Below are 16637 nucleotides of genomic sequence, written 5' to 3'. Positions count from 1 at the left end.
GGCGCGCCCGCGCGCCGCTTGCCGGTCCCGACCGCCTCGTCCAGACTCCGCCCATGAGCATCCGCCGCCCGTTCTCCCTCCGCCTGGCCGCCGCCGTGGCCGCCGTCGCGCTGACGCTGTCGGCCTGCGGCTTCCACCTGCGCAATGCGCTGTCCCTGCCGGCGGAACTGGGACCGGTGGAGATCGCCTCGTCCGATCCCTACAGCCGGCTCGCGCGCTCGGTCGAGCGCGCGCTGGCCGCGGCCGGCGCCCAGATCGCCGCCGAGGACGCGGTGGACGTCGCCGTGCTCGACATCCGCTCCGAGCGCTGGGCCTCGCTGCCGGCGAGCCTCGACGCGCAGGGCCGCGCGCAGGAGTACACGCTGCGCTACGCGGTGGTGTTCTCGATGCGCGACGCCGACGGCCGCGACATCGTGCCGCAACAGGCGATCGAACTCGCGCGCGACTATCTGGCGCTGCCGACCGACTCGATCGGCGCCGATTCCGAGCGCGAGCTGCTGTCGCGCGAGCTCGAGCGCGAGATGACCGCCTCGATTATCCGCCGCATCGACGCGGTGTTCCGCAACCCGCAGGAACGCGTGCGCGAGTGACGGCACGGCCCGACAGCGGCGTGCCCACGCCGTGGAACTGACCCCCGAGCGGCTGCCGGCACAGCTGGCGCGCGAGCCGCTGCGGCCGGCCTACCTGATCGCCGGTCCCGAGCCGCTGCGCGTGCTCGAAGCGGCCGACGCGGTGCGCGCCGCGGCGCGCGACCAGGGCGTCTCGGAACGCGAGGTGTTCGAGCCCGAGGGCCGCGACGTGGACTGGAACGCGCTCGAGGCGACGTTCCATGCGCCGAGCCTGTTCGCCAGCCGGCGGCTGGTCGAGCTGCGCCTGCCCACGACCAAGCCCGGCAAGGAGGGCGCGCAGGTCATCGCCGGCTTCTGCGCCGATCCGCCGGCCGACGTCACGCTGCTGATCACCGGCGGCGAATGGAGCCGCCAGCACGGCGGCAAGTGGAGCGAGGCGGTGGCCGCGATCGGCCACGTCGTCGTCGCCTGGCAGGTCAAGCCGCACGAGCTCGAGGGCTGGATCGAGGCGCGGCTGCGCAGCCGTGGCGTGCCGGCGGACCGCGCGGCGGTGCAGATGCTGGCCGAGCGTGTCGACGGCAACCTGCTCGCTGCCGCCCAGGAGGTCGACAAGCTGGCGCTGCTGGCCGACGGTCAGCCGCTGGACGCGGCGCGGATGCAGGCCCTGGTGGCCGACGCCGCGCGCTACGACGTGTTCCGCCTGCTCGACGCCACGATGAACGGCCAGCCCGCGCAGGCCGCGCGGATGCTGGCGGGGCTGCGCGCCGAGGGCGCGGCGATCCCGGCGCTGATGGGCATGATCGTCATGGAACTCGCGCGCGCGGCGAGCCTGGCGCAGGTGCAGGCGCGCGGCGGCAACATGGCCGCCGAATTCAAGGCCCAGCGCATCTGGGACGCGCGCCAGGCCGGCTACCGGCGGGCGCTGCAGCGGCATCCGGCCGCGCGCTGGGAGCGCTTCGTGGCCGAGGCCGGCCGCATCGACCGCATCGCCAAGGGCCGCGGCCGGCCCGGGATCGACCCGGCCGACGCCTGGCTCGCGCTCGAGCGGCTGCTGGTGGCGGTCGCCGACGCCCGGGCCGGCGCGCTGCTGGCGGCCTGACGCCGGCGATGCTGCATCTCGTCTACGGCGGGACGTTCGATCCCGTCCACTGCGGGCATCTGGCGATCGCGCGCGCCGCGCGCGACGCGCTGCGGTGCACCGTCCGGCTGATGCCGGCCGCCGACCCGCCGCATCGCGCGCCGCCCGGCGCCGACGCTACGCAGCGCGCAGCGATGATCGCGCTGGCGATCGACGGCGAGCCGGGCCTGCTGCTCGATCGCGAGGAACTGCTGCGCGGCGGCCGCAGCTACACCGTCGACACGCTGGCCGGCCTGCGCGCGCGGCTGGGCGATGCGCATCCGCTGGCATGGCTGGTCGGCGCCGACAGCCTGCTGGGGCTGACCGGCTGGCACCGCTGGCGGGCGCTGTTCGACCTGGCGCACCTGGTCGTCGCCGAGCGCCCGGGCAGCGGCCTCGACGGGGCCTTGCCGCCCGAACTCGCGGACTGCCTCGCCGGCCGCTGGACCGACGACCCGGCGGCGTTGTCGGCGGTGCCGGCCGGGCGCGTGCTGCGCCTGCGCCAGCCGCTGCATGCGGCCTCGGCCACGCAGGTCCGCGCACGGGTCGCCGCCGGCGCGCCGCTCGACGGGCTGGTGCCCGCTGCGGTCGCCGCATTCATCGAGGAGAAGGCGCTGTACCGGGCGCACCCGGTCGCTCCGCTATAATCCACGCCGCACTTTCCGAGTCCCGCCCCTTTGTCCGATACCGCCCACGTCATCAAGACCCGTCTGCCCGAGCCGCCGCCGCCGGCCGACGTCCTGCTCCGGACCGCGCTCGACGCGGTCGACCATCTCAAGGCCGTCGACGTCGTCGACATCGACGTGCGCGGCCGCAGCAGCGTCTGCGACTTCATGGTCGTCGCCTCGGGCACGTCCAGCCGGCACGTGAAGTCGATCGCCGACGAGGTGGTCAAGCGCGCCAAGCAGCTCGACTGCCAGCCGCTGGGCGTCGAGGGCGAGCGCGAGGCCGAATGGGTGCTGGTCGACCTGGGCGATGTGGTGGTGCACGTCATGCTGCCGCGCGTGCGCGAGTTCTACGCGCTCGAGCGCCTGTGGACCGTCGGCGACCAGCCGCCGGGCGCCGGCGAGCCGCGCAGCGACGGGTGAGCCGCCGGTCGGCCGTGCGCGACGCACGCCTGGACATTCTTTCTGCATGAAGGCGCGTCTGGTCGCGGTCGGCGAGCGCGCGCCCGGCTGGGTCGCCGACGGCTTCGGCGAGTACCGCAAGCGGCTGTCGCACTGGCTGCCGCTGGACCTGGTCGAGGTCGAGCCGGGCCTGCGCGGCAAGGGCCGCGACACCGCGCGCGCGATGGCCGACGAGGGCGCGCGCGTGCTCGCCGCGCTGCCGCGCAACGCGCTGGTGGTGGCGCTCGACGGCCGCGGCCGGATGCATTCGTCCGAGGACCTCGCGCAGCGGCTGGAGCACTGGCGCGCGCAGGGGCGCGACCTGGCCTTCCTGATCGGCGGTCCGGAAGGCCATGCCGACACGGTGCTGGCACGCGCCGACGAGCGCTGGTCGCTCGGCCCGCTGACACTGCCGCACATGCTCGTGCGGCTGGTGCTGGCCGAGCAGCTCTACCGCGCCGCGGCGATGCTGGCCAACCATCCCTACCACCGCGCCTGACCGTGCGCCTTCGCGACGATGCGTTGAGCCCTGATCCGTAGGGGCGCGCTTGCGCGCGAGGGCTCTCCCTGCACAGCCCTCGCGCGCGAGCGCGCTCCTACAGGGGTGTCCGTGTGCCAGGACTGAAGGGCGATGCGCGCCGCCGCCCACGCGCACCGTTCGTGTGCAACGTCCCCGTAGGAGCGCGCTTGCGCGCGAGGGCTTTCCCTGGACGGCCTTCGCGCGCAAGCGCGCTCCTACGGGGGTGTTCGGGTGTCGGCTCAGAAGGGCGAACGGTTTTTCGGGGCCGCATGTGCGGACGGGACCGCGGGGACGCGCGAGGCCGCATCGATGCGCGCGCTGCGGCTGCGGCGGCGGCTGCGGCGGCGGTCCGCCGCAGTCGCGAAGACGTCAGCCCCGGTCGAGGTCGAACGCGATCGGCACCAGGCCGATCGCCTCGACCGGCTGGCCGTCGCGCAGCGCCGGCTGGAACCTCCAGTGCCGCTGCACCTGGCGCAGCGCGGCCTGGTCGAGGTCGCGATGACCGCTGCTGCGGTGCACGCGCACCGACAGCGGCCGGCCGTCGACGCCGACGTGGACCTCGAGCTGCACCACGCCGGTGTTGCCGGCGCGCAGCGCGTCGCGCGGGTAGGCGGGGGCGGGCGCGGCGGCGTACTGCAGCTGCACCCCGCTCGCGGGCGCGGTCATGGTCGGCGGCGCGACCTCGGCGGGCGCAGGCGCCGGTTCGACGATCGGCCACGGTGCGGGATCGACCGCGGGCGCGGCCTCGACGGCCGGTGCGATCGCGACGGGCGCAGGCTTCGGTGCGGGCGTCGGCACCGGGTGGGGCGCGGCGATCTCGACCTGCTCGGGCGGACGCGGCGGCGTCGGCGGCGGGGGCGTGAGCCAGCGGAAGTCGAGCGAGGGCGCGGCATCGGGCAGCGTGGGCGGGTCGCCGCCGCCGGCGGGAACCAGCAGCATCGACAGCACGACGGCATTGAACGCGAGCGTGCCGGCGATGCCGACGATCCGGACCGGGTCCGGACGGCGGTCCGGGTGTTCGAAGCCCCGCGTGCGGGGAGCGGTCTGCTGCAGCACCATGCGCCACCTCCTGTCGTGCCGGCCCGGATGGCCGGCGGAAGCGTGGCGATCAGCGCGTCGGCAGGGCCGGGCGCGATCGCCGTTGCTGTCTGCACGCTGCGCAGCGATCGGGACGGGAGGCAAGAGGCGGGCGACAGGCGGTCGCTATCGGCGGACCGGCGGTCGAACCGCCGAACCGCGCGCCGGATGCGCGCGGCCCGTTGCCGCGGGCCGGGCTATTCGCCGGGCATGCCCTCGGGCTCGCGGTCGAGCCCGCCCTCGTCGGGATTGCGCTTGCGCTTGGGGTCGGGTTGCCGCGCGTCCTCGTGGTCGCGCGGATGGTTCTCGGAATAGCCGGGCGTCTGGCCGGGCTTGGGCGGGGCGGTGGGCGGCGTGTCCTTGGGGGTCATGTCAGCGTCCGAGTTCGAAGACGACGTCGAGGTTCGCGGTCAGCGTGGTCTCGCCGGGCGACACCGGCGAGGAGGCGTCCTGCGCCACCGCGCGCATCGCCAGCATCGGGCGCGGCGGCTGGAACCCGCCGTTTTCGCTGATGCTCACGATGCGGCGCACGCGCATGCCCAGCGACGCGGCATAGACCTCGGCGCGCTGCTGGGCCTTCTTCAGCGCCGCGGCGCGGGCCTCGTCCTGCACGGCGTCGGCGTCGTCGATCTCGAACGTCGGGCCGTTGATCTGGTTCGCGCCGCTGGCGACGAGGGCGTCGAGCACCGCGCCGAGGCGGCGGACGTCGCGGACCTTGAGGTTGACGCTGTTGCTGGCCTGGTAGCCGGTGATCGCCGGCGGCTGGTTCTCGGCGTAGCGGTACTGCGGGCTGAGGTTGATGCCCGAGGTCTGCACGTCGCGTTCGGCGATGCCTGCGGCCTTGATCGCGGCGGTGAGACGGGTCATCTGCTCGGCATTGGCGCGCATCGCGCCGTTGGCGTCGGCGGCCTGGGTCACCACGCCGGTCGACAGCGTCGCGATGTCGGGCACGCGGCTGGCCTCGGCGCTGGCCGAGATCGACAGCAGGGTGCCGTCGGTCGTGGCGGCGTGGGCGTGGCGGTCCTGGGCGGTGGCGGTCATCGAAACGGTCCCGAGGGCGAGGCTGCAGGCGAGCAGCAGGGGGCGGAGCGGGGTGGGGCGCATGGTGGTCTCCAGGGACGACGGAACAAGGGTCGTCACGGGGCGGTGAACGGGTCGTGAGCCTGAACGGGGTTGAGGCGATCGGTGCCGGCGGTCAGGACGGCGACGCACGGTATCCTTGCCCGATGCTGCATCTCGCCTCGCAATCCCCCCGCCGCCGCGCCCTGCTGACCCGTCTCGGACTGCCGTTCGGCCTCGTCGACGTCGACGTTCCCGAGTGCCGGGAACCCGGCGAGCCGGCGCTCGACTACGTGCGCCGCGTCGCGCGCGAAAAGGCCGGCGCCGGGCTGCTCGCGGTGGTCGCGGTGCCAGGCGCGGTCGTGCTCGGCGCCGACACCGAGGTCGTGCTCGACGGCGAGGTGTTCGGCAAGCCGCGCGACGACGCCGAAGCGGCGTCGATGCTGCGCCGGCTCTCGGGGCGGACCCACGAGGTGGTCTCGTCGGTGGCGCTGGTCGGCGCCGATCGCGAGGCCCAGGCCACGGTCGTCACCGAGGTGACATTTGCGGCGCTCGACGCGGCCACCATCGCCGCCTACGTCGCCAGCGGCGAGCCGCGCGGCAAGGCGGGCGGCTACGCGATCCAGGGCGGCGCGGAACTGTTCGTCGAGCGCCTGGCCGGCAGCTACTCGGGCGTGGTCGGGCTGCCGCTGCAGCAGACCGCGGCGCTGCTGCGGACCTTCGGACTGGACCCGCGGCCGTTCGCCGCCGATGCGCAGGAGGCCTGAGCCGGCATGTCGGAAGAGATCCTGATCAACGTCACCCCGCGCGAGACCCGCGTGGCGGTGGTCGAGAACGGCATGCTGCAGGAGCTGCACATCGAGCGCGGCTGGCGGCGCGGGGTGGTCGGCAACATCTACAAGGGCCGGGTGCAGCGGGTGATGCCGGGCATGCAGGCGGCGTTCGTCGACATCGGCCTGGAACGCGCGGCGTTCCTGCACGCCAACGACGTGATGCGCGCGCCGCAGGCCGCCGGCGACGGCGACAGCCTGTTCCCGCCGTCCGGGCCGACACTGCCGGTCAACGAGTTGCTGCGCGACGGCCAGGAGATCGTGGTCCAGGTGGTCAAGGACCCGATCGGCAGCAAGGGCGCGCGGCTGACCACGCAGATCAGCATCCCGTCGCGCTACCTGGTGCTGCTCCCGCAGTCGCGCGCGGTCGGCGTGTCGGCGCGGATCGAGGACGAGGCCGAGCGCACCCGGCTCAAGACCCTGGTCTCCGAGCTGGCCGCGGCCACCGGCGGCCACGGCTACATCGTGCGCACCAACGCCGAGGGCCAGAGCGCCGAGGCGCTGGCCGAGGACATCGCCTACCTGCAGCGGGCCTGGGCGCTGATCGAGCACACCGTGGGCGAGGCGCGCGTGGGCAGCCGGGTCTACGAGGACCTGACGCTGCCGATGCGCGCGGTGCGCGACCTGATGCGCCGCGACGTCGACAAGGTCAAGGTGGACTCGCGCGACACCTACGAGAAGCTGTGCGTGTTCGCCGCGCAGTATCTGCCCGCGCCCGGCCCGGCCGAGCAGGCCCGGCTGGTCGACCGGATCGAATGCTACGGCGGCGCACGGCCGATCTTCGACCTGTACGGGGTCGAGGACGAGATCCAGCGCGCGCTCAACAAGGAAGTGCCGTTGAAGTCCGGCGGCACGCTGGTCATCGACCAGACCGAGGCGATGACGACCGTCGACGTCAACACCGGCTCGTTTCTTGGCCAGCGCAACCTCGAGGAGACGGTGTTCCGCACCAACCTCGAGGCGGCGCAGGCGGTCGCCCGGCAGCTGCGGCTGCGCAACCTGGGCGGCATCATCATCATCGACTTCATCGACATGGCCGATCCCGAGCACCGCCGCCAGGTGCTGCGCACGCTCGAGAAGTCGCTCGCGCGCGACCATGCCAAGACCACCGTCTACGACTTCTCGCCGCTGGGCCTGGTCGAGATGACCCGCAAGCGCACGGTCGAGAGCCTGCAGCGCCAGCTCGGCGAGTCGTGCGGCGCCTGCGGCGGCCGCGGCATCGTCAAGACGGTCGAGACCGTGACCTACGAGATCTTCCGCGAGATCGTGCGCGCGGTACGCCAGTTCGACGCCGACCGGCTGCTGGTCATCGCCTCGCCGAAGGTCGTGGCGACGATCACCGACGAGGAATCGGCCGCGGTCGTGGAGCTCGAGGAGTTCCTCGGCAAGTCGATCCGCTTCCAGTCCGACGACCAGTACCTGCAGGAGCAGTTCGACGTTGTGCTCCTGTAACCGCAGCCGGCGCACGCGACGATGACCGCGGCGTGGGCGACCCGCCTGCGCCGGGCGCACCTGGGCGCGTGGTACGTGGCGGCGCTGACGCTGGTGCTCGTCGCGATCGGCGCAGTGGCGCTGGCGCAACTGGCGCTGCCGTGGGTCGAGCGCAATCCGCGCACCGTCGAGCGCTGGCTCAGCGAGCGCGCCGGCCGGCCGGTCGCGTTCGAGACGCTGCGCACGCAGTGGAGCCGGCGCGGGCCGCTGCTGCGGGTGACCGGGCTGCGGATCGGCGAGCCGGCGACCGCGGTGCCGATCGACAGCGCCGAGATCCAGGTCGCGCCGTACTCGGGCCTGCTGCCGGGCCGCTCGCTGACCGAGCTGCGGATCCAGGGACTGGCGCTGACGCTCGAGCGCGACGACGCCGGCGGCTGGCACGTCCGCGGGCTGCCGGGCAGCGCGACGCCCAGCGACGATCCCCTCGCCGCGCTCGAGGGCCTGGGCGAGCTGCAGGTGATCGGCGCCCGGCTCACGATCGATGCGCCGTCGCTGGCGCTGCGGCACACGCTGCCGCGCGTCGACCTGCGCATGCAGGTCGACCGGCGCCGCGTGCGCGCCGCCGCGCGCGCCTGGGTCGAGGTCGACGGCGCGCCGCTCGACCTGCGGGTCGACCTGCTGCGCGCCGGACTCGAGGGCCGGGCCTACATCGCGATGCCGCGCAACGACCTGCAGGTCTGGTCGCCGCTGCTGGCGCCCAGCGGCGTGGCGATCGGGGAGGGCCACGGCCGCGTTGCGGCCTGGCTCGACCTGCGCGAGCGTCGGGTGGTCGCGGCGACCGCCGACATCGCGCTCGACACGCTGTCGCTGCGTCGTGCGCGCGCGCCTGCGAGCGGCGACGCCGCGCCGCGTGCGGTCGCCTTCGACGGCGTGCGCGCACGGCTGCGCTGGGAGCACGAGGACGCCGACTGGCGGCTCGACGCCCCGACGCTGCGGGTGGTCCAGCACGGGCGCGAGCAGACGCTCGACGGGCTGGTGCTGGCGGGTGGCGCGCGCTATGCGATGAAGGCCTCACGCGTTGAGGTCGCGCCGCTGCTGGCGCTGGCCGCGCTCGGCGACGGCCTGTCGCCGCGACTGCGCGACTGGCTGCAGGCGGCCGCGCCGCAGGCGGTGCTGGCCGACGTCGAGTTCGCCGCGGTGCGTGGCGGGACGGCGCGCGTGTCGGCGCGGATCGAGGACCTGGGCTTCGGGCCGGTCGGTACCGCGCCCGGCCTGCGCGGGTTCGCCGGCACGCTGGCCGGCGACGCCGACGGCCTGGTGTTCCGGCCCGATCCGGCGGCCCGGCTGGTGTTCGACTGGCCCGAGGGCTTCGGCGTGCCGCACCCGCTGCGGCTCGAGGGCGAGATCGCGGCCTGGCGCGAGGACGGCGGCTGGCACGTCGAGACGCCGGCGCTGCGCGTGGAAGGCGAGGGCTACGCGGCGCATGCGCGCGGCGGGCTCGCGTTCCAGGGCGACGGCTCCCGGCCGCGGCTCGACCTGGCCGCCACCGTCGATCCGGCGCAGGTGCCGGTGGCGAAGAAATTCTGGGTCCGGCACCAGATGCCGGCCGCGGCGCGTCAGTGGCTGGACATGGCGCTGGTCGCCGGCACGGTGCGCGACGGGCGCGCGATCGTCTCCGGCGATCTCGACGACTGGCCGTTCGGCCCGGCCGGCGGCCGCGACCGCAAGGGCGTGTTCGTCGCCCACGCGCGCATCGACGACGCGACGATCCGGTTCCAGGACGACTGGCCGGCGCTGGAGCGGATGAGCGGGCAGGTGCGCTTCGTCAACGACGGGTTCTCGGTCGAGGACGCGCACGGCGAACTGGCCGGCGTGCCGGTGCGCACGATCGACGCCGGCATGCGGCACTACGCCGGCAGCCCGGTCGAGGTGCGCGCGGCCACCGAGGCCGACGCCGCCGCGCTGCTGGCGCTGATGCGGCGCAGCCCGTTCCATGCCGAGCACGCCGAGACGCTCGATAACCTCGAGGTCGCCGGGCCGACCCGCGTGCAGCTTTCGCTCGCGGTGCCGCACGGCGCGCCGGTGCGGCTCGACGGCAGCGTCGCGCTGGAGGGCGTGTCGGCGCGCGAACGCCGTTTCTCGCTCGACTTCGCCGACGTGCGCGGACGGGCACGCTTCGACCAGAACGGCTTCGCCGGCGAGCGCCTAGCGGCGCGCACCGAGGGCCACGCCGGCACGCTGGCGCTGCGCGCAGGCGACGGCCACGTCCGCGACCGCGCGCAGGCGTTCGAGGCCGAGCTCGACGCCGCGCTGACGGCCGCCGACCTGCTCGCCCGCGCGCCGGACCTGGGCTGGCTGCGGCCGCACGTCGACGGTGCCGCGCCGTGGCACGTGCAGGTCTCGGTCGCCCGTGCGCCCGCGCCGGGGCAGGCGCCGGCGCGGCTGCTGCTGCGGTCCGATCTCGTCGGCACCGCGCTGCGGCTGCCGGCACCGCTGGCCAAGCCGGCCGGCGAGGCCCTGCGCACGACGATCGAGGCGCCGCTGCCGTTCGACGCGGGCGATATCGCGGTCGGCTTCGGCGACCGGCTCGCGGTGCGTGCCCGCGCGCGAGACGCGGGCACCGGCGTACGCCTGGCGTTCGGCAGCGGCCGCGTGGCCGAGGCGCCGCCGGCGGCGGGCATCGCGATCGGCGGGCGCACCCCGGTCGTCGCGCTGGTCGACTGGATCGGCCTTGCGGCCGGCGGCGACGGCGACGGCGCCGCGCCGCGACTGGTCGGCGTGGACTTGACCGCGCTCGACCTGCGCCTGCCCGGCGCCAGCCTCGGCCAGACCCGGATCACCGCCGTGCGCCAGGGCGCCGGCACCAGCCTGCGCTTCGACGGCGCCGCGCTGGCCGGCGGCGTGCGCGTGCCCGATGCCGACGGCGCGCCGATCGTCGCGACGCTGCAGCGCTTGCACTGGCCGATGTCGGCGCCGGCCGGAGGGCAGGTGCCGCCGCCGTCGCCTGCGCCGAAGCCGCGCGACGACGCCGACACGATCGATCCGGCGACGCTGCCGCCGATCCGGCTGGCGGTCGAGGACCTGCGCGTCGGCTCCCTGCCGCTGGGGACCGCCGACGGCAGCCTCGTGCGCGTGCCGGGCGGCGTCGCGCTCGATCGCCTGCGCGTGCAGTCGCCGCAGCACCGGATCGATCTGCGCGGCCGCTGGACGGGGCGCGGCACCGGTGCGCGGACGGTGCTGGAGGCCGACCTGGAGAGCGACGACTTCGGCCGGTTGGCCTCGGGCCTGGGCTTCGCCGGCAGCATCGTCGGCGGGCAGGGCCGGGTCGATTTCGACGCCGCCTGGCCGGGCGCGCCCGACGCGTTCGAGGTCGCCTCGCTCCAGGGCGCGTTGCAGCTGACGGTCAAGGATGGGCAACTGGTCGAGGTCGAGCCCGGCGCCGGCCGCGTGCTGGGCCTGCTGAGCGTGGCCGAGCTGCCGCGCCGGCTGATGCTCGACTTCCGCGACTTCTTCAACCGTGGCTTCGGCTTCAGCCGGATCGGCGGCGAGATCCGCTTCGGCGACGGCGTGGCCCGCAGCGACGGGGTGACGATCGACGGCCCGGCGGCGGAGATCCGCATCCGCGGCACTGCCGACCTGCAGGCGCGCACCCACGACCAGGACATCGAGGTGCTGCCCAAGACCGGCAACCTGCTGCCGGCCGTCGGCGCGCTGACGGCGGGTCCGGTGGGCGCGGCGGTCGGCGCGGTCGCCAACGCGGTGCTGCGCCGGCCGCTGGCCGAGATGGGCGCGCGCAACTACCACGTCAGCGGCCCCTGGCAGGACCCGAAGGTCGAGGTCGTCGAGCGCCGCGACGGCGGGACGCCACCTGTGCCTTCGCCGCCGCCCGGTCCCTGACGCGTCGCCCGCCGCGCTGCGGCCGGCGGCGCGCCGCGGGTTGCCATTCGCGTGCCAGCCCCCACACTGCAGGGATGACCGACCTCTCCCCCGTGACCGGCGACACGCTGGCGCTCGCGCAGTCCCGCCTGCTGCTGCCCGCCGGCCTCGACGGCGCCCACCTCGACCGCACCTTCTCCGCGCTGCTCGGCCCCGGCATCGACTTCGGCGACCTGTACTTCCAGCATGCGCGCCGCGAGAGCTGGTCGGTCGAGGACGGCATCGTCAAGAACGGCGCGCACGCGATCGAGCAGGGCGTGGGCGTGCGCGCGATCAGCGGCGAGAAGACCGGCTTCGCATACTCGGACGACCTCGATGCGACCGCCCTGCTGGGCGCCGCGCGGTCGGCCCGCGCGATCGCCCGCGACGGCCGCGCACAGGCGCCGCGGGCGCTGGTGCGCGCGCACGCGCATGCGCTGTACCCGTCCGACGATCCGATCGACGCACTGGGCAGCGCGGAAAAGGTGGAGGCGCTGCGTCGGATCGATCGGCTGCTGCGCAGCGCCGATCCGCGCGTGCAGCAGGTCACCGTCGGCCTGTCGGGCGGGCTGGACACGATCCTGGTCGCGCGCAGCGACGGTGTGCTCGCCGGCGACGTGCGGCCGCTGGTCCGGCTCAACATCCAGGTGCTGGTCGAACAGGACGGCCGCCGCGAGTCGGGCTACGCCGGCTACGGCGGGCGCTATTCCTACGCCGAACTGCTCGGCGACGGGCGGCCGGAGCATTTCGCGCGCGAGGCGCTGCGCCAGGCGCTGGTGAACCTCGAGGCGGTCGATGCGCCGGCCGGGGTGATGCCGGTCGTGCTCGGCGCCGGCTGGCCCGGCGTGCTGCTGCACGAGGCGGTCGGCCACGGCCTGGAGGGCGACTTCAACCGCAAGGGCACCAGCACCTACGCCGGCCGCGTCGGTCAGCGTGTCGCCGCGCCGGGCGTGACCATCGTCGACGACGGCACGCTGGCCGGTCGCCGCGGGTCGCTGAACATCGACGACGAGGGCACGCCGACCCAGTGCACGACGCTGATCGAGGACGGCGTGCTGACCGGCTACATGCACGACACCCTCAGCGCGCGCCTGGGCGGCGCGGCGCCGACCGGCAACGGCCGGCGGGAATCGTTCGCGCACCGGGTGATGCCGCGGATGACCAACACCTACATGCTGGCCGGCCGCGACGACCCGCAGGACATGATCCGGTCGGTATCGAGGGGCCTGTACGCGGTCAACTTCGGTGGCGGCCAGGTCGACATCACCAGCGGCAAGTACGTGTTCTCGGCGACCGAGGCCTACCTGATCGAGGACGGCCGCATCACCGCGCCGGTCAAGGGCGCGACGCTGATCGGCAACGGCCCGGAGACGATGCAGCGCGTGCGCATGGTCGGCCACGACATGGCGCTCGACGACGGCGTGGGGATCTGCGGCAAGGACGGCCAGAGCGTCCCGGTCGGCGTCGGCCAGCCGTCGCTGCTTATCGACGGGCTCACCGTGGGCGGCACGCGCGCCTGATGGCGAGCCATCAGGTGCGCGGGAAGGGGCATCGGGGATCAATGATTCGGAATGGCGTGTCCGCGCAGGGTGCGCGCGCTTTCCGATCCCGGGGCCCGTCTCCCGGATCCCCGCTATTCGGGCTGTTCGGTCTTCTGCGCGACCGTGTCGCGCAGCAGCCGGAACAGTTCCCGGAACGCCGCCGGCGGCTTGTTCCTCGCCCGTTCGGCCAGGGCATTGCGCACCAGTTGGCGCAGGCGCTGGCGGTCGGCCTGCGGGTAGGTTTCCAGCAGCTCGGCGAGCGCCGCGTCGCCCTCGTCGAGCAGGCGCGTGCGCCAGGCTTCCGCGCGGTGCAGCATCGCGGTCTCGATGCGCGCGGCCTCGCCGCCGGCGTCGAGCGCGTCGCGGATCGCCTCCAGCGTCTCGTCCTCCTCGCGGCGCATCTGCTTGGCCAGGAACGCCATCTGCCGCTTGCGCGCGATGTGCGAGGTGATCCGCCGCGTCTCGGCGATGTGCGGCAGCAGCGTGTCGGGGACCGGCAGTTTCGCCAGCCGGCCTTCGGGCAGCGCCACCAGCGCCTCGGCCAGCGCCAGCACCTCGAGCGCCTCGCGGCGCTGCTGCTTGCGGCTCGGGCCCAGGTATTCGCCGCTGTCTTCGTCTATGCCTCTCATCGCAACAGGATAAGCCATTGACCATGTCCGCATCGCAGATCGCCGACGTCGTGCACGACGACGATTCCGCCGCCCGGCTCGACGCGCTGACCGCGCTGTCGCAGCGCCTGCTCGAGCGCTGCCGCGCCCAGGGTGCGACCCAGGCCGAGGTCGCCTGCTCGGAGGATGCCGGCCTCAACGTCGACGTGCGCATGGGCGAGGTCGAGACCGTCGAGTCCACCCGCGACCGCGGCATCGCGGTGACCGTGTACTTCGGCACGCGCAAGGGCAGTGCGAGCACCGCGGACCTGCGCGAGGACAGCCTGGCGGCGACCGTCGACCAGGCCTGCGCGATCGCGCGCTTCACCGAGGACGATCCGGCCGCGGGCCTGGCCGACGCCGCGCTCATGGCCCGGCCCGGTCCAGAGGGGCGCTTCCCCGAGTTCGACGCCTGGCACCCGTGGGCGCTCGATGCCGACCGCGCGGTCGACCTGGCGCTCGCCTGCGAGACCGCCGGCCGCGACGTCGACGCGCGGATCGGCAATTCCGACGGTGCCTCGGTCTCGACGGCGCGCGCGCTGCACGTCTACGCCAACAGCCACGGCTTCGTGGGTGCCGAGCGCGGCAGCCACCACAGCATCGGCTGTGCGTTGATCGCCGGTACCGGCGAGCGCATGCAGCGCGACGGCTGGTACAGCGTGGCGCTGGCCGCCGACGATCTGGAACCGGCGAAGGCGGTGGGCCGCCGCGCGGCGCAGCGTACGCTCGCGCGGCTCGATCCGCGGCCGGTGCCGACCGGCCGCTATCCGGTGCTGTTCCAGGCCGATGTCGCCCGGTCGCTGGTCGGCCACCTGCTCGGCGCGGTCTCGGGCGGCGCGCTGTACCGGCGCGCGAGCTTCCTGCTCGACAGCGCGGGCACGCAGCTGTTCCCCGACTGGTTCTCGATCCACGAGCGGCCGTTCCTGGCGCGCGGCTTCCAGTCCGCCGCGTTCGACGCCGAGGGCGTGGCGACCCGCGAGTCGTCGCTGGTCGAGGCGGGCGTGCTGCAGCGCTACATCCTCGGCGGCTACTCGGCGCGCCGGCTCGGGCTGCAGACCACCGGCAACGCCGGCGGCGTGCACAACCTGGAGATCGCCGCCAATGCCGGCGACCTCGACGCGCTGGTGCGCGACATGGGGCGCGGGCTGCTGGTGACCGAGTTGATGGGGCAGGGCGTCAACGCGGTCACCGGCGACTACTCGCGCGGCGCGGCAGGCTTCTGGGTCGAGGGCGGCGAGATCCGCCACGCGGTCGACGGGATCACGATCGCCGGCAACCTGAAACAGATGTTCGGCAGCATCGAGGCGGTGGGCGCGGACGTCGACCCGCGCTCGCACGTGCGCACCGGCTCGATCCTGGTCGGCGCGATGACGGTGGCGGGCACGGATTGACGTATGCTCGCACCGCCAGCCGCGGCGGCGTCCTCGCCCGGCCCAGCGATCCTTTTTCCATTTCGCCCTGGGGAACCCCGCCATGAACGATTTCGACCCGGCACCGGCCGGCGCCACCGCCACCACGCAGGACGACCGCACGTTCGCGATGCTCACGCATCTGTCGTGCATCATCTTCGGTTTCATCGTGCCGCTGATCATGTGGCTGGTGCACAAGGACAAGCCAGAAAAGGCCTTCGTCACCGACCAGGCCAAGGAAGCGCTGAACTTCCAGATCACGCTGACCATCGGCTACGTCATCGGCATGGTGCTGACGATCATCCTGATCGGCGGCCTGATCAACATCGTGCTGTGGATCCTGTGCGTGGTCTTCAGCATCATTGCCGCGCTCAAGGCAAAGGACGGCGTGGCCTACCGCTATCCCTTCGCGCTGCGCCTGATCAACTGACCGGCGCGTACCGCGGTCTCCCGAACCCCGGCCCGCGTGCCGGGGTTTTTTATGGTTCTTCGCCGAAGTCAGGGGAATCCTGCTTCTGCTTGCTCGATCACGGCGCTCGTCTCCGGAGAGCGCGTCGCGCCGGCCGGGGACTGCTCATCGGCTCGGTCAGCCATCCATGGCTGACTCGCCGCCGCGGGCCATCCCTGGCCCGCTATCGCAATCCCCGGCCGACACGACGCACTGAGACCGAAGGCGCATGACTTCTTCTAGCGGGGGGGCTCTGTGGCCTTGACCGAGAGGGGAGAGAGCGGCTTCCGGCCGGCCGGCTGCTGCCCGTCCGAAGCGAATCGCTGTATCCCGCAATCCCAGACGATGCCCAGTGGTCGCTTCGCCCCCCTGCCATCGGTTGGGTGCCATCGGTTGGCTTGCGCCGCCGTCGCCCGGCGCCATCATGGACCGGTCCCTCGCCGCTTCCCGGAAGACCGCGCATGCATGCCTCGATGCTCCCCCAGTTGCCGCCCGCCGTCGCCAGCCGCCAGTGGGCGACCGCCACGCACGTCGGCGCGCTGGTGCTCGCGCTGCTGACGAGCTGGATGTCCGGGCTCGCCGGCGTCCTCGTCGCCGGTACCGTCTACCTGGTCAAGCGCGACGACGATGCGTTCGTCGCCGGCCATGCGCTGGAGGCGCTGAACTTCAACCTGAGCATGTTCCTGTACGCCTGTGCGCTCGGCGCCGCCGGCGTCGCGCTGTTCGGCGCCACCGTGCTGACGCTGGGCATCGGTGCGATCGTTACGCTGCCGCTTGGCCTGCTGCTGGTGGCCGGCGCCTGCGCGCTGGCGGTGTTGTGGCTGGTGTGCGGCATCGTCGCCGCGGTCAAGGCGTGGAACGGCGAGACCTACCGTTACCCGCTGTCGTTCCGCCTCGTCGGCGGCTGAGTTCTTCGGTCGGCGCGCTCGCGCGCGACCAGCGTGCCTGGGACAGCGCCATCGCGCGCG

15 protein-coding genes and 1 pseudogene are annotated in these 16637 nt (G+C 74.0%); 12 read left to right on the top strand and 4 right to left on the bottom strand.

Translation table 11 applies throughout. From position 1 onward, the window contains the following. The first annotated feature begins 53 nt into the window (after nucleotides 1-53). The 5 genes from lptE to rlmH are packed head-to-tail and all read left to right on the top strand — an operon-like array spanning nucleotide 54 to nucleotide 3291. The gene (gene lptE, locus WQ56_RS05335) at nucleotides 54-590 is read left to right on the top strand and encodes an LPS assembly lipoprotein LptE (protein ID WP_047136059.1); all 537 of its coding nucleotides are present in this window, start codon (nucleotides 54-56) and stop codon (nucleotides 588-590) included. Between the two features lie 31 nt (nucleotides 591-621). Further along, nucleotides 622-1668, top strand: a complete 1047-nt coding sequence (gene holA, locus WQ56_RS05330; RefSeq protein WP_047136058.1) for a DNA polymerase III subunit delta — start codon at nucleotides 622-624, stop codon at nucleotides 1666-1668. Between the two features lie 8 nt (nucleotides 1669-1676). Beyond that, nucleotides 1677-2333, top strand: a complete 657-nt coding sequence (gene nadD, locus WQ56_RS05325; RefSeq protein ID WP_047136057.1) for a nicotinate-nucleotide adenylyltransferase — start codon at nucleotides 1677-1679, stop codon at nucleotides 2331-2333. Nucleotides 2334-2363: 30 nt separating this feature from the next. Continuing rightward, entirely contained in the window at nucleotides 2364-2774 is a 411-nt protein-coding gene (gene rsfS, locus WQ56_RS05320; protein ID WP_047136056.1) for a ribosome silencing factor, read from the top strand. 46 nt (nucleotides 2775-2820) lie between these two features. Beyond that, entirely contained in the window at nucleotides 2821-3291 is a 471-nt protein-coding gene (gene rlmH / locus WQ56_RS05315) for a 23S rRNA (pseudouridine(1915)-N(3))-methyltransferase RlmH (RefSeq protein ID WP_047136055.1), read from the top strand. Between the two features lie 390 nt (nucleotides 3292-3681). Here rlmH and WQ56_RS19435 read toward each other — a convergent pair whose 3' ends face one another. The 3 genes from WQ56_RS19435 to WQ56_RS05305 all read right to left on the bottom strand — a co-directional run bounded on the left by WQ56_RS19435 (nucleotide 3682) and on the right by WQ56_RS05305 (nucleotide 5493). Continuing rightward, complete coding sequence (locus tag WQ56_RS19435; protein WP_052772856.1) at nucleotides 3682-4371, bottom strand: energy transducer TonB; 690 nt, start codon at nucleotides 4369-4371, stop codon at nucleotides 3682-3684. Between the two features lie 215 nt (nucleotides 4372-4586). Then, nucleotides 4587-4760 (bottom strand): hypothetical protein, encoded by a 174-nt coding sequence (locus tag WQ56_RS18540; RefSeq protein WP_156170363.1) that lies wholly within the window; start codon nucleotides 4758-4760, stop codon nucleotides 4587-4589. Between the two features lies 1 nt (nucleotide 4761). Continuing rightward, nucleotides 4762-5493: an SIMPL domain-containing protein gene (locus WQ56_RS05305; RefSeq protein WP_047136054.1), complete on the bottom strand. Its 732-nt coding sequence runs from the start codon at nucleotides 5491-5493 to the stop codon at nucleotides 4762-4764. A gap of 122 nt (nucleotides 5494-5615) precedes the next feature. Here WQ56_RS05305 and WQ56_RS05300 point away from each other — a divergent pair, with 122 nt between their 5' ends. The 4 genes from WQ56_RS05300 (at nucleotide 5616) to tldD (ending at nucleotide 13144) form a co-directional block, all read left to right on the top strand. Then, nucleotides 5616-6215: a Maf family nucleotide pyrophosphatase gene (locus tag WQ56_RS05300; RefSeq protein ID WP_047136053.1), complete on the top strand. Its 600-nt coding sequence runs from the start codon at nucleotides 5616-5618 to the stop codon at nucleotides 6213-6215. Nucleotides 6216-6221: 6 nt separating this feature from the next. Next, nucleotides 6222-7730, top strand: coding sequence for a ribonuclease G (gene rng / locus WQ56_RS05295; RefSeq protein ID WP_047136052.1), 1509 nt, complete (start codon nucleotides 6222-6224; stop codon nucleotides 7728-7730). Nucleotides 7731-7751: 21 nt separating this feature from the next. After that, complete coding sequence (locus tag WQ56_RS05290; RefSeq protein ID WP_047136051.1) at nucleotides 7752-11606, top strand: YhdP family protein; 3855 nt, start codon at nucleotides 7752-7754, stop codon at nucleotides 11604-11606. A 92-nt stretch (nucleotides 11607-11698) separates the two neighbouring features. After that, nucleotides 11699-13144, top strand: coding sequence for a metalloprotease TldD (tldD, locus tag WQ56_RS05285; protein WP_047136143.1), 1446 nt, complete (start codon nucleotides 11699-11701; stop codon nucleotides 13142-13144). 146 nt (nucleotides 13145-13290) lie between these two features. Here tldD and yjgA read toward each other — a convergent pair. After that, nucleotides 13291-13794: pseudogene (gene yjgA, locus WQ56_RS05280) on the bottom strand (ribosome biogenesis factor YjgA); the annotation flags it as partial. A 23-nt stretch (nucleotides 13795-13817) separates the two neighbouring features. On the opposite strand from yjgA, the gene pmbA reads away from it, so the two are divergent. The 3 genes from pmbA (at nucleotide 13818) to WQ56_RS05265 (ending at nucleotide 16577) form a co-directional block, all read left to right on the top strand. Beyond that, nucleotides 13818-15203: a metalloprotease PmbA gene (pmbA, locus tag WQ56_RS05275; protein WP_047136049.1), complete on the top strand. Its 1386-nt coding sequence runs from the start codon at nucleotides 13818-13820 to the stop codon at nucleotides 15201-15203. Nucleotides 15204-15285: 82 nt separating this feature from the next. Next, the gene (locus WQ56_RS05270) at nucleotides 15286-15651 is read left to right on the top strand and encodes a DUF4870 domain-containing protein (protein ID WP_047136048.1); all 366 of its coding nucleotides are present in this window, start codon (nucleotides 15286-15288) and stop codon (nucleotides 15649-15651) included. Nucleotides 15652-16130: 479 nt separating this feature from the next. Next, on the top strand, nucleotides 16131-16577 hold the full coding sequence (locus WQ56_RS05265; RefSeq protein WP_052772855.1) for a DUF4870 domain-containing protein: 447 nt from the start codon (nucleotides 16131-16133) through the stop codon (nucleotides 16575-16577). Nucleotides 16578-16637 lie beyond the last annotated feature (60 nt).

This window comes from Luteimonas sp. FCS-9, assembly GCF_001014645.1.
Classification (GTDB): domain Bacteria; phylum Pseudomonadota; class Gammaproteobacteria; order Xanthomonadales; family Xanthomonadaceae; genus Luteimonas.
This window is presented reverse-complemented; position numbering and strand designations above follow the sequence as displayed.

Coding starts and splice junctions, on each gene's coding strand:
- lptE (WP_047136059.1), top strand. CDS start 54: ATGAGCATCCGCCGCCCGTTCTCCCTCCGCCTGGCCGCCGCCGTGGCC.
- nadD (WP_047136057.1), top strand. CDS start 1,677: ATGCTGCATCTCGTCTACGGCGGGACGTTCGATCCCGTCCACTGCGGG.
- rlmH (WP_047136055.1), top strand. CDS start 2,821: ATGAAGGCGCGTCTGGTCGCGGTCGGCGAGCGCGCGCCCGGCTGGGTC.
- WQ56_RS19435 (WP_052772856.1), bottom strand. CDS start 4,371: ATGGTGCTGCAGCAGACCGCTCCCCGCACGCGGGGCTTCGAACACCCG.
- WQ56_RS18540 (WP_156170363.1), bottom strand. CDS start 4,760: ATGACCCCCAAGGACACGCCGCCCACCGCCCCGCCCAAGCCCGGCCAG.
- WQ56_RS05305 (WP_047136054.1), bottom strand. CDS start 5,493: ATGCGCCCCACCCCGCTCCGCCCCCTGCTGCTCGCCTGCAGCCTCGCC.
- WQ56_RS05300 (WP_047136053.1), top strand. CDS start 5,616: ATGCTGCATCTCGCCTCGCAATCCCCCCGCCGCCGCGCCCTGCTGACC.
- rng (WP_047136052.1), top strand. CDS start 6,222: ATGTCGGAAGAGATCCTGATCAACGTCACCCCGCGCGAGACCCGCGTG.
- WQ56_RS05290 (WP_047136051.1), top strand. CDS start 7,752: ATGACCGCGGCGTGGGCGACCCGCCTGCGCCGGGCGCACCTGGGCGCG.
- pmbA (WP_047136049.1), top strand. CDS start 13,818: ATGTCCGCATCGCAGATCGCCGACGTCGTGCACGACGACGATTCCGCC.
- WQ56_RS05270 (WP_047136048.1), top strand. CDS start 15,286: ATGAACGATTTCGACCCGGCACCGGCCGGCGCCACCGCCACCACGCAG.
- WQ56_RS05265 (WP_052772855.1), top strand. CDS start 16,131: ATGCATGCCTCGATGCTCCCCCAGTTGCCGCCCGCCGTCGCCAGCCGC.